Annotated in this window: 8 protein-coding genes; 6 read left to right on the plus strand and 2 right to left on the minus strand. The window is 61.8% G+C overall.

The genetic code is table 11. The annotated features are described in order from the left end of the window. Positions 1–166: 166 nt before the first annotated feature. Together CCANI_RS02750 and CCANI_RS02755 are read right to left on the minus strand one after the other, a co-directional pair. On the minus strand, positions 167–1864 hold the full coding sequence (locus CCANI_RS02750) for a (2,3-dihydroxybenzoyl)adenylate synthase (RefSeq protein ID WP_146324705.1): 1698 nt from the start codon (positions 1862–1864) through the stop codon (positions 167–169). 14 nt (positions 1865–1878) lie between these two features. Further along, positions 1879–2694 carry an alpha/beta fold hydrolase gene (locus tag CCANI_RS02755; RefSeq protein WP_146324704.1) on the minus strand — a complete coding sequence of 272 codons (816 nt, stop codon included), beginning with the start codon at positions 2692–2694 and terminating at the stop codon, positions 1879–1881. 164 nt (positions 2695–2858) lie between these two features. Between CCANI_RS02755 and CCANI_RS02760 the strand changes: the two genes are divergently transcribed. The 6 genes from CCANI_RS02760 (at position 2859) to CCANI_RS02785 (ending at position 12328) form a co-directional block, all read left to right on the plus strand. Continuing rightward, entirely contained in the window at positions 2859–6407 is a 3549-nt protein-coding gene (locus CCANI_RS02760) for a non-ribosomal peptide synthetase (protein ID WP_186750290.1), read from the plus strand. Positions 6408–6458: 51 nt separating this feature from the next. Continuing rightward, on the plus strand, positions 6459–7769 hold the full coding sequence (locus CCANI_RS02765) for a lysine N(6)-hydroxylase/L-ornithine N(5)-oxygenase family protein (protein ID WP_146324702.1): 1311 nt from the start codon (positions 6459–6461) through the stop codon (positions 7767–7769). Between the two features lie 16 nt (positions 7770–7785). Next, entirely contained in the window at positions 7786–8760 is a 975-nt protein-coding gene (locus CCANI_RS02770; protein WP_146324701.1) for an ATP-binding cassette domain-containing protein, read from the plus strand. Next, positions 8757–9497 (plus strand): ABC transporter permease, encoded by a 741-nt coding sequence (locus tag CCANI_RS02775; protein ID WP_146324700.1) that lies wholly within the window; start codon positions 8757–8759, stop codon positions 9495–9497. The genes CCANI_RS02770 and CCANI_RS02775 overlap by 4 nt, the downstream gene beginning before the upstream one ends. Beyond that, the gene (locus CCANI_RS02780; protein WP_146324699.1) at positions 9494–10297 is read left to right on the plus strand and encodes an ABC transporter permease; all 804 of its coding nucleotides are present in this window, start codon (positions 9494–9496) and stop codon (positions 10295–10297) included. Before CCANI_RS02775 ends, CCANI_RS02780 begins: the two co-directional genes overlap by 4 nt. A gap of 468 nt (positions 10298–10765) precedes the next feature. Continuing rightward, the gene (locus CCANI_RS02785; RefSeq protein ID WP_290211534.1) at positions 10766–12328 is read left to right on the plus strand and encodes an HNH endonuclease signature motif containing protein; all 1563 of its coding nucleotides are present in this window, start codon (positions 10766–10768) and stop codon (positions 12326–12328) included. The last annotated feature ends 1 nt before the right edge of the window (position 12329 follow it).

A 12329-nucleotide genomic window follows, 5' to 3' on the forward strand; every position in this document is an offset into this window, starting at 1 on the left:
TATCCTGGGGAAACGCGGCAGTGCAGGATCTGCCTCAGGCACATCTGCACATGTTTAGCAGCAGATGTGCAGCGGGTTGGATTCTGGTTCACCCAAATAAGCCCCGTGAATACCAGTTTCCAGGTTTCAGTGAGGCGATTTCTGCCGGACTCGCGTGCTGGGCGCGCTATTGTTCGCTTTCCGTTACGCTTGCGGCATCTTCGGATAGGAGTTCGCGGAGTTTCTTGCGGTCGAGTTTGCCCACACTCGTGGTGGGCAAATGGGAACGTAGGACGAGCGCATCGGGTGCTTTAAACGCCGCGAGGCCGGCGTCGATGACAAAGCCGCGCAGCTCGGCCAGGGTTGGGGTGTGTCCTTGGGAGGGAACCACGGCGGCTACGATGCGTTCGCCGAGAAGGTCGTCGGGAAGCCCAACAAGCCCGACATCGTAGATTGCCGGATGGGAGAGCAACACATCTTCCACCTCGGAGCAGGTGACGTTTTCTCCGGCGCGAATGATCACATCTTTGAAGCGGCCGCTAACAACCAAATACCCGTCTTCAGTGCGGTGGACTCGGTCCCCGGTGCGGTAGTAGCCGTCGGCGGTGAAGGCGTGGCGGTTGTGTTCGGCCGCGCGGTAGTATCCGGCGATGGTGTAGGGGCCGCGTGTGAGTAGTTCGCCGTCCTCGCCGCAGGGTACGTCGTGGTTATGGTTGTCGACGACGCGGATTTCGTCGTGGCCACACATGGGTGCACCTTGGGTGGTGCACACGCGTTCGCGGTCGGGGTCTTCGGGGTCGGTGAAGCATAGGAGGCCTTCGGCCATGCCGAATACTTGTTGCAGGCTGTGGTTGAAGGCGGTGTCGATGCTGCGCGCGGTTTCGGGGGCAAGCCGCGCCCCGCCGACCTGAAGGGTCCGCAGGCTGGTGAGGTCGGCTTTTTCCCAGGCCGTGGCGGCGGTCCAAAGTTGGGCGAGCGCGGGCACGAGGGAGGTGATGGTCACCTGGTGGGTGTCAATGAGGGGGAAGCAGGCTTCGGGGCTGGGGTTGGTGGTGCACACGATGGTCCCGCCTACCTGGAAGATTCCGAGTGCACCGGGGCTTGAGAGGGGGAAGTTGTGGGAGAGCGGCAGTACTGCGAGGTAAACGTCACCGGGTTGGAGTTTGGTGGCGGCTGCGGCAAGGGCGGCGTTGAGCCGGTAGTCCTGGTGGGTGCGGGCGATGAGTTTGGGTAGCCCGGTAGTCCCGCCGGAGACGAGCATAAGCGCTGGGAGGCTGGGGTCCGGGACCGGTGCGACGAGGTGCCCGGCGGCGTGGGCATCGGCGTGCGTGAGCACCGGCTGGGTATTGTGGCTTGCTTCATCCAGCAGGTTATTGCATAAGTCCACGGTGGTTTCGTGAACTCGGCAGTTGGTGGCGGTCAAAGAAGTGATATCGGTTTGGCTCAGCAGGCTTGTGTCCGTGTAGAGCTGCGTGGGCGTCCCGGTTGTGATGAAGTGGGTGAGTTCGCGCAGCCCGTGCGCGGGAATCGCCATGATGGGAACAGCACCGGCGCGCAGGCAGCCGAGGAAGGCGGTCAGGGTGGCTGCGCTATTGGGCAGGTGGAGCAGGATTCGATCGCCGCTTGTGGTTCCGGTGGTGATGAGGTGCTGGGCGAATTGGTCCGCGGCGTGGCACAGGGTGCGGTAGCTGATGCGCCGCTCGCCATCGATGATGGCCAGGTTTTCGGGGTTGCGCTGGCCTTGGGCGTAGGCGATATCGCTCAAGGGGTAAGCGTCGTAGAGCGTTGCGTAGGCGCTGGTTTGATGTGCGGGGCGGGGGATAAATCCCGTGGTCAGGTCGTCGATTCCGGCCTGGTTCGCGGCGTGCGGGGAAGGCGTGTTCATGGTGTAAAAGGTCCTTAATCTCTGTGCTGGTTCAGGAAGTCGATCACGGCGCTGTTAAAGGCCTGAGGTTGTTCCAGGTAGCCGTAGTGCCCAGCGTTGGGGATGGTGATCAGCGTGCACCCGGGGATGGCGGCGGCGACTTCGGCGACTTGGGCCGGCGGGATCACGCTATCGTCGCTGTAGGCGATGGCTAGGGTGGGTGCTGTGATCGTGGCGTAGGTGGCAAGCTGCTGCGATCCGTGCGTTTCCGCGACCTGGTCAAGGTTGTTTTGTGCGCGTATGCCAGGCGTGGGTGGAGAAAGTGAAAGGTTGAGCAGGTCCAACCAGTCGCGGGCGGCACGGGGGTCGGCCAGCGTGCTGGGGGAGAGGTTGCGCAGCGCTTCCATCGCGGCGAGAAATTCCCGGTGCTCGGGAAGTAAAAGTTCGTAAACATCTGCCGCGTGTTGGCTCATGGCGATTTGGATGGGCGTGAGGTCGGCGTGCGCGGCTGCGGCAACAACCCCTAAGACTTTTTCGGGGTGCGTCGCGGCAAGGTGGAGGGCGATGCGGGCACCGAGGGAGGTGCCTACCACGAACGCACGGTTGCCGTGATCGGCGACGATGTGTGCCAGGTCGTCGATAAGCACCTCTAGTGTGAGCGGACCTGGATCGTTGGCGGTTGCCCCGGTGCCGCGGGCGTCGTAAGTGAGGACGCGGTAGCCGGCGGCAGTCAGCGCGGGGACTTGGTGCGGGTGCCAGACGCGTCCGGGGCTGCCACGGCCCATGACCAGGACAACGAGGGGGCCGCTGCCTTCGACGTGGACGGCGGATTGGTCACGTGATGCGGGCATTGGTTGTTCCTTTCTCACGACAAACTCTGTACAAGTTAGGTTAGCCTATCGTAAACTGTGGCTTGTTTAGGGCTTTTGTTACCCTCCCCACCGCAATACAGGGAACGCAGGCGCTGGGGGAAGGCAACACTGAGAGAGGTTGGAAAACTATGCAGCGAACGGCGATGTCGATTGTTCATCAGGCAGTGGTCGAACAACTCGGGCTTGCGGCGGACACCAACATTGGGCCCGAGGACGATCTGATCACCCACGGTCTGGATTCCATCAGGATGATGACAATCGCCGGACGCTGGCGCAGCCAAGGGCTCGATATAGGATTCGCCGACCTCGTGGCCGCACCCACGCTCGGGCACTGGGCGAAGCTCATGGAGGAGGCACAGGCCGCCAACCAAGCGCAAGACAACAACCAAGCACAGGCCGAGAACATCACAGCCGAAGACGACGATGAGCCGTTCCCCCTTGCCCCGATGCAGCACGCCTATTGGATCGGCGGTTTGGACGGCTACGATACCGGCGACGGGCCCACGCTCGGCGGGGTGAGCGCCCACCTGTACGTTGAGCTCGACGGGCCGGCGCAAGACCCCGCGCTTATCGACGCCGCGGTGGTTGCCCTCGTGCGCCGCCACCCGATGCTCCGCGCCAACCCGACGGGCGACGGACTCCAGCAGGTGTCACCGGCTGTGCCAGATGGAATTGTAAAACACCAAGACCTGCGGGAGGTCGACGCCGGTACCCGCGATCAGGTGCTGGCGCGCACCCGCGAAACCGGTACCCACCAGCGGTTAAGCCAAGATCTCGGGCGGATGATCGACGTGGTGTACACCCTTTTGCCCGGCAATCGCGCCCGCCTGCACCTCGACGTGGACATGATCGCCGCCGACGCCATGAGTTATCGCATCATCGTCGATGAATTAGCCGGGTACCTCGACGGTGAGCAACGCGCGCCGCTGCGCTACCGCTACAAGGATTACCTTGCGAACCCCACCGTGGCCAATCCGCCGCACCGCGAACGCGACAAACTCTGGTGGTGGGAAAAAGCCGCCGATATGCCGGGAGCCCCTGAACTCCCGCTGGTCGATTCCGCCACCGTCGCCCGCGCGCGTGCCGCAACCCGCCGCAATTTCTTTATCGGGCCGGACCAACGCGAGGCGCTCTACGCCCACGCCCGCACGGCTGGTGTCACCCCGGCGATGGCGCTCGCCGCCGCGTTCGCCGAGGCAATCGGGGCCTTTGCCACGAGCCCGAAATTCCTGCTTAACCTGCCGCTTTTTAACCGGGAACAGGTGGATAAGGAAGTCAACGATCTTGTTGGGGATTTCAGTTCCTCCATCCTTATTGATGTAGACCTCAGCGCGCCGGGCAGCATTCACGATCGCGTGAAAGATATCAGTGCCCGTTTCGCCGCGAACGTTGCCCATCAGAGCTACGGCGCACTCGATGTGTTGCGCGATATTGGGCGTGCCAGGGCAACGACGATGCTCGCGCCCGTGGTGTACACCAGCGCGGTGAATTTGGGCGAGCTGTTTTCCGCCCGCGCCAGGGCGCGCTTCGGCGACCCGGTGTGGATTATTTCCCAAGGCCCGCAAGTGCTTCTTGATGCCCAAGTCACCGAACTTGATGGGGGCTTGCTGCTGAATTGGGACCTGCGCGAGGAAGCGTTCCGCCCCGGAATCATCGATGCCATGTTCGCCGCCTATACCCGAAACATCGGCGCACTCGTGGCGGGCGAGCACGCGTGGTCGCAGCCCTTCCCGCCCGCCGCCGATAAAGCGGAGGTGCAAGCCCGAAAGGCCCGTGAAACAACGCTGCCGGTCAGCGGCGCAAAGCTGCACGATGGGCTGTTTAGCCACGCGGAGACCACTCCGGACGCGCTGGCGATGGTGTCCATCGATGCCGACGATAGCGGGGGAATTGCAACCCGCAGCTGGACGTATAGGGAACTTGCCGACGCCGCGCTCGCCACCGCCGCTACGCTTATCGACGCCGCGGTGCAACCAGGCGATTGCGTCATCGTCAGCATGCCGAAAGGCTGCGACCAAATCGTAGCCGTGGTTGGCGCGCTTGCCGCCGGGGCCACCTATGTGCCCGTGAACCCCGATCACCCGCTTGCGCGGCGACGCACCATTGCCGCCGAATCTGGGGCACGCGCCATTATCGGCACGGCCGCATCGGCTGCGGCATTCGCGGACGAACAATTCCCGCGGTTTATCGATATCGATGCCGCGCGCAGCCATCGCGCACCGCTTGCCGCCCCCGTGGACGGGAGCGCCGAAGATATTGCCTACCTGCTCTTTACCTCCGGTTCAACCGGCAAACCCAAGGGTGTGGAAATACCCCACCGGGCGGCGATGAATACCCTCGATGGGCTTAACGCCATCATGGGCACGGGCCCCGAGGATTCTATGTTTGCCCTGTCCGCGCTCGAGTTCGATCTCTCTGTTCAAGACATGTTTTCCATGCTCGCCGCCGGCGGAACTGTTGTTGTCCCCGATGCAACGGTGCGCGAAAACCCGGATCAGTGGGCGCACGCCATCGAACGGTGCGGGATTACCCACCTGTGCGTTGCGCCGTCATTGCTGGACATGCTGCTGGCTACCGATAGCTCCTTCGATCTTGGTAGCCTCCGCACCGTGATGTCCGGCGGGGACTGGGTACCCGTGGACCTTCCCGCACGGCTGAACCAACGCGCTCCCGAATGCCGGTTCTTCGGGCTGGGCGGCACCACCGAAACCAGTGTTCACTCCACTATTTGCGAGGCCACGGACATCAACCCCGAGTGGAAAGTGGTCCCCTACGGGGTGCCCTTGCCTAATATGCACTGCCGCATCGTCGACGCGGCCGGCCGCGACCGGCCCACCGGAGTGATCGGCCAATTGCTAATCGGCGGGCCCGGGGTGGGCCGCGGCTACCGTGGCCTTAGCGACGAACGCGCGCGACGCTTCTTTGAAGAAGACGGAATCCGATGGTTTGCCACCGGCGACTTAGCCCGGTATCTCCCCGACGGAACCATCGAATTCCTCGGTCGCATGGACCACCAGGTCCAATTGCGCGGCTACCGCGTGGAACTAGGCGAAGTGGAAGCCTGCCTGCGCCAGCATCCGCTTGTCCACAGGGCGGTCGCGCACGTGATCAATGATCCAGGCGCGCACCTTGTTGCCGCCGTCGGTCTTGTCGAGGATGGTTCTGCGCCCACCCACGACGAACTTATTGCCCACTGCCAGCAATTCCTGCCCAGCTATATGGTGCCCGAGTTTATCGCGATCGCCGCTGCGCTTCCCGTGACCAGCAACGGCAAATTGGATCGCCGCGGAGCCCATGCGCTCATCGATGAACACATGAGCGCCCGGCACGCTGCGGGAGTTCACGCCGAAGCCGCGCAGGTTGAGCCAAAGGTGGTGGAACTCGTGGCACAAGTGCTCGCCGATAGCGCCGGTATCAGCGATCTTGATCCCGATGCCGATTTCTTCGCCAGCGGCGGCGATTCTGTGACCGCCATCCGCGCGGTGGGCGCAGTCCGCGAGGTGTTCGCCCAACCCCAATTGGGCATCACAGAGCTGTTTAGCCACCGAAGCGCGCGCGGGCTGGCCGCCGCAATCGTTCGCCTGGATCCCTACCCCGGCTACTCCGCGCAAGTGGCGGACATCGCCGCCGAAGTCGCCGCCATGGGGGAGGACGAACTCAAAGCCCAGCTGGATAATCCCGGGGCTAACTAATCGCTTAAACCCCCACCAAACCCTGACCTTCTGAGTGATCGAAAGCTGACCATGAGCATTCACACCCCCACCGAATTCGACATCATCGGGGTGGGCTTCGGCCCCTCCAACCTGGCCTTAGCCACCGCCGTTACGGAGCATAATCAGCATCACCCCGAAGCGCCGATCCGAGCCCACTTTGTGGAAAAGCGCGAGTTTTTTGATTGGCACCCGGGCATGATGCTGCCCGATGCCCAGATGCAGATTTCCTGGTTGAAGGATCTAGCCACATTCCGCAACCCGCAAAGCCCCTTCACTTTTATCAATTATCTTTTTGATAGCGGGCGGCTGGTGGATTTTGTCAATATGAAAACCTTCTTCCCTTCCCGCCTGGAATTCCGCGATTACCTGCGCTGGGCAGCAGACCGCGTGGATTCCACCATTAGTTACGGGCGGGAAGTTCGTAGCATTGGCCTCGATTCCACCCGCGCAACGGTCCACCTTGGCCCTGACGCGCACGCCGTGAACGAACCTGAAACCCTCCATGCACCGGTGGTGGTTTTTGCCCCAGGGCTTCGCCCAGTCTTGCCGGAGGGAATCGTAGAAGGCCCGCGCGTGTTCCATAACATTCATATCCTTGATCGGCTCGAAGGCATTGATCCGCAGGGAATCCGTGAGGTTGTGGTGATCGGTTCGGGCCAATCCGCCGCCGAAGTACTCCTTTATTTCCATGCCACCATGCCGCACGCTCACGTGCATGGGGTGTTCGGCCGCTACGGCATAAGCCCTTCAGACGACACCCCCTTTGCCAACCGAGTTTTCGATCCCGCTGCCGTTGATGATTGGTTTGCCGCTGATCCGAAGGAACGGGAACGCCAAATGGCCTACCACCGCCAAACCAACTATTCGGCGGTTGATGCTGAGCTCATCGAAGAACTTTTCCGCCTCGAATACGGCGAAAAGGTCACAGGCAACACCCGCTTGCACCTGCACCGAACCACCCGCCTGGAACATTGCGCGGAGGATTCTCACGGCGTCACGGTGCGGCTGCGCAACGCCATGACGGGGGAGGAAACAACCATGCAGCCCGATCTGGTTGTTTTTGCCACCGGCTTTGAAGAAACCCCCATCGCCGATTTCATCGATCCGGCGAGCGCCTCGGTGATCACCACCGATCATGTGAGCGTGGGGCGTGATTACCGTCTGCCCACCACTACTAATGTAGGCGTGTACCTCAATGGTGGGGTGGAGCGCACCCACGGTTTATCCTCTTCGCTGCTTTCCAATGTTGCGATCAGGGCAGCCGACATCCTTAATTCCATCATTGAACACCGCGCCGGGCATCATTCCACACACCCGGACGAACCGGCTGTTTCTCCGTGAGAAAGGCGAATATTTTATGAGCACACACACCGCTGACACCCCAACGCTGCAGATCACCGGCCTCCACAAAAGCTACGGCGACTTCCATGTATTGTGTGGCGTCGACCTGCACGTCGCGCCGGGGACGATTCACGGCCTTTTGGGCCCGAACGGTTCCGGTAAGACCACGCTGGTTTCGATTGTGTCCACGCTATTGTCCCCGGATTCGGGTGCGGTGTCGGTGTGTGGCAAGGACGTGGTCCATGACGCCAGCGAGGTCCGCCAATTGATCTCGCTGACCGGCCAGTATGCGTCTGTGGATACCCACTTAACTGGCAGGGAGAACCTGGAGTTTTTCGGCCGGCTGCGCGGTTTGACCAAAGCGCAGGCGCGGGACCGGGCACAGGAATTATTGGAGGACTTTAGCCTCACCGAGGCGGCCTCGCGCAGGGCCGGGGACTATTCCGGTGGTATGCGTCGCCGGTTGGATATTGCCTGCAGCTTGGTCACGGAGCCTGCGCTGATTATTTTGGATGAGCCAACCACGGGATTGGATCCGCGCAGCCGCCGCGAGGTGTGGCATTTGCTTCGCGGACTGCGTGATCGCGGCATCACCATTTTGCTCACCAGCCAGTATCTGGATGAAGTCGATGTGCTCAGTGATCAGATCACGGTGATTAAAAAGGGCAGCGTGATTGCAACGGGTACCGCCGACGAGCTAAAGAAGCGCTCCGGCCCCAGCGTGTGCGAAGTGCGCCCCGCCGATCCCGATGAACTGGACACGGTCATGGCTGTCCTTCGCAAGGCCAGCTGGCAGGAGGTGAGCATCGATGAAGATCATTCTTGCGTGGTGCTTCCCGCCCCCGATCCGGCGCGGGTATTGCCCGAGGTTATCGCCACCGTTGAGGCCGCAGGTGTGGCGGTGACGGATATTGGGATTCGCCGCCCCTCCTTGGACGATGTGTTCCTCGCATTGGTGTCAGAAAAGTCCCCGAAGGCGGTGAACCAATGAGTAGTGCGGGTCAGTTGTCGGCGCTGGTGGGGCAGTCGATACGGGATGCTGCCCGCACCGGCACCTACCGCAGCGCTGTGTTTTTGCCGATGCTGTTTTTCTTGTGCTTCTACACCCCGCTGCGGGACACGGTTCCCGACGATGGCTACGCCACCTATGTGCTGCCGCTCGTTGCGGTACAGGCGGCGATTTTCGTTGCCATTTCGGCGGCGGGGATGGCTGCTGAGGTTTCGGCGGCGGGCATGGGGCAGCGGTTGCGCTCGTTACCTATGCCAGCGTGGTTGCCGGTCGCCGCCCGCGCAACGGTGAGCATGACCGTGACGTTCACATCGATGTGCGCCGCGGTGCTGGTCGCCGTGATTTTTGGGTTCCGCCCCAAGTTTGAGCACGTGGGGAAGTTGGCGCTCGCCGTCGTGCTGGTGGTTGCATTGGGCGTGGCACTGTCCATGCTTTCTGATGCGTTGGGTACTAGGGTGGCCAGGGTCGATAGCGTGCAACAGGCGATGATCGTGCCCCAGATTCTGCTGGTGATGCTATCCACCGGCCTAGTCCCAGAGTCGGCGTTCCCCGAATGGGTGCAAGGTTTCGTGCGTAATCAGCCGGTGTCGGTGCTCAGCGATGCGCTTCGGGAGTTGATTTCCGGCCGCGACGGCGGGGGCGCGGCGTGGGCGTGGGTTGCGGTGTTGTTCGTTGCTGGCGCGGCGTGCGCAACGTTTGCTTCAAGGAGAAGGTCATGAGTAATCCACGTTCAACCGCTCTTAAGTTAGAGTCTGGCCCGAGCGGCTGGTCGGTGGCCTGGGCGCACGCGCGCCGCTTGTTGCGTTCGTGGCTGCGCCAGCCGGGCATGATCGTGCAAACCGTGCTGTTGCCGCTGGGGTTGCTGTTTACGCTCGATCTCACCTTGGGCGATACGGCCACGGCGTTGCGTGGCGGACAGGACCAGCTTCCCTCCACCGTTGCGCTGGCCATGGTCATTTCCGCAGCATATGGGTCGATGAGCGCGGCGATCAGTTGCGATGAGGAGCGCCGCGACGGGCTATTGTCACGCTTTTGGGTATTGCCCACGCCGCGGTGGGCGGTGGTTGCGGGGCGCCTGTGCGCGGAGGTCGCCCGCACCCTCGTGGGCTCCATCATTGTCCTCACTGCAGGGATAATTATGGGCGTGGATATTGAGTCGCCCACAAGCTTCTTGCTGGCTATGCTGGTCGGCCCGCTGTTTGTGGTGGGTTTCGCCCCCGTGGCCTATGTGGTGTCGCTGCGGGCTGGGGGCCGCGCCGGGGTGGAGAATTTGACGGGCCTGGTCATGTTGATGATGTTCTTCAACCCCGGTTTGGTGCCGGTGTCGGCGTATCCGTCGTGGCTTCACGAGGTTGTTGAATATCAACCGTTGTCGGTAGCCGTCGCCACCGCTCGGGCGTGGATTGAGGGGGATATGTCCTCGCATTACGCGTGGTGGTTGTTTGGCTGGGTGTTGCTTGGCGTTGTTGTCGTAGGCCCTGCGATGGTGCGGGCGCTGCGCGACGCCGCGACTTCCTAAGCAGGCACCAAAGCTCCGCCGCTTTTCGACGCCCCGACCGGCACCCAACCTGCCCAGCGTTACGGTGGTTTGCCGGCTTTTGCGCTGGTGGGGGTGGTTTCATTCACCCCTGCTGGTGTATTTGGGATTGTGGGCAAGCTCATAGTGTTTTCTGCTGCGGGCTTCAGCGTGTTGTTTGATGGTTTTTGGTCCCGGGTGCATTGTTCGTGGGCGTGTGGGCGTGTGGCGGACGCTGGTGGGTGTGGTGGGTGTGCTACACCATGGTTTGGGTGTGGGCAAGTGTTGTGTTGCCCGCCACGGGTTCGGGTGTTGTTTTACCTGGTCAAAAGGGGTGTGGTGGGGGTGGTTTTCCGGTTGTGTCCAAGGTGTTGTGCGTGGTTGCGGTGCTGGTAGCGGGTGTGCTCGATGGGTAGAATGAGGGCTATACAGTACATGTTCGGGAAGGGTTTCGGGAGGTGACACGGGGCAATGACGACGCAACAGGTGGATCCGGTGGATCCGGTGGCGGGGTTTGTGGTGGATGATCCGCAGAATTTCATTGGTGCCGCCGAGTTGGAGGCCAATCGGGTGTTTCTACACAATTGGTTGTTGGCCACCTATGGGTTGGATGTGCACCGGTTGAATATCCGCGCGTTGGTGAAGGAATTCGCGGTGCACAGTGGCACGTATTCTGAAGCGCGGATGTATAACATTGTGGGTGGGTGTTTCCTGCTGCATGAGCGCCTTCCCGGGTTGAAGGCGCACGCGCTGGAGCATAATTATTTGAATTATGAGCGGTTGCGGACGATTTGGTTTGCCCTGGTGACGGTGTCTTTGGATGCCCCGGGCTATGTGTGGCGTGATATCGATACCGTGTTGGTGGGGTTGTTTACCCCAACGAGGGCGAATCAACCGTTGCCGAGTACGCGGCGGATCCGGCAGGTGCTGCGCGATACCTTAATCCGGTTACGAATTGTGGAGGAAACCCCGCCGGAGGAGGAGTTAACCGAGGAGGCGATGGCCGCCCGGATTACGGCGATGTGTGGGGTGGAATTGTGGGAAAGCCCGCATGCTGGGGTCAGTGTGCTCAATGTGACCCTACCTAGTGATGAAGCCCATGAGATTAAACAACGCCTGGCCGCGGGGGCGAAAAAGCTGAACCTGCGGGAAGATGAGATCATCACGAATCGTACTTGCGGGAGTGGGGAGCAGCGGGATGCCGGGTGTACGGTCCACCTGTTTGGCCTAGGTACCCTCACCGAGGCCACGAAGGTAATCCCGGAGCGGCTGCATGGGGTGGGATTACTCACCGGGGAGCAACGCAGGCGGATTAGTGGCCGGGATATTGCCTACACCAATATTGGCGATGTGGCGGAGGTGTTGCGGGCTGCGCATGATCCCACCGAGGAGCAACGCTTGTTGATCATGGGCCGGGATGGGACCTGCCGGTTCCCGGACTGCACCATGGACGCGACTTTTTGTGAGATTGATCATGTGATCAACCATGAGGTCGGTGGGTGGACCACCGCGTCGAATCTGCAGTGTTTGTGTCGGCATCACCATAATTTCAAAACCGACCGGCACGCCACCGCTTCCACCGATGCTTACGGTAATGTCACGTGGCGGTTTGCCACGGGTGCGACGATTACCACGATTCCGCAGGGGGTGCTTGCCGGCCATGTGGTGGGCTGCCCTGAAGGCATCACCACCCGCCATGGCCAGCCGACGAAAACCGAGGAGGAGTATCAGCAGCCGCCGATCCGGGAGGATTTCGGCCGGTGGGGCACCACCTTAATCAACTACCGCAACCGGCAACGCGCCCGCTACCTCGCCCGCCACAGGCTGGTTGCCAATACTCCCACCGAGCTGCCGCCCCTGCCCGAAGCCCCACACCCCGAACCCCCACCAGATGACCAATGGCCCCAAGAACCACCCACAGACTACACACCACCCAGGCCACGATGGGCGAAACCACCCTGCCAACTGGCGAAACTGCAGAAACGCGCCCGCCAAGCCAAACGCAACCGCCGAACACAGCCGCGGCGTCGATAAG

Source organism: Corynebacterium canis (assembly GCF_030408595.1).
Taxonomy (GTDB): Bacteria; Actinomycetota; Actinomycetes; order Mycobacteriales; family Mycobacteriaceae; genus Corynebacterium; species Corynebacterium canis.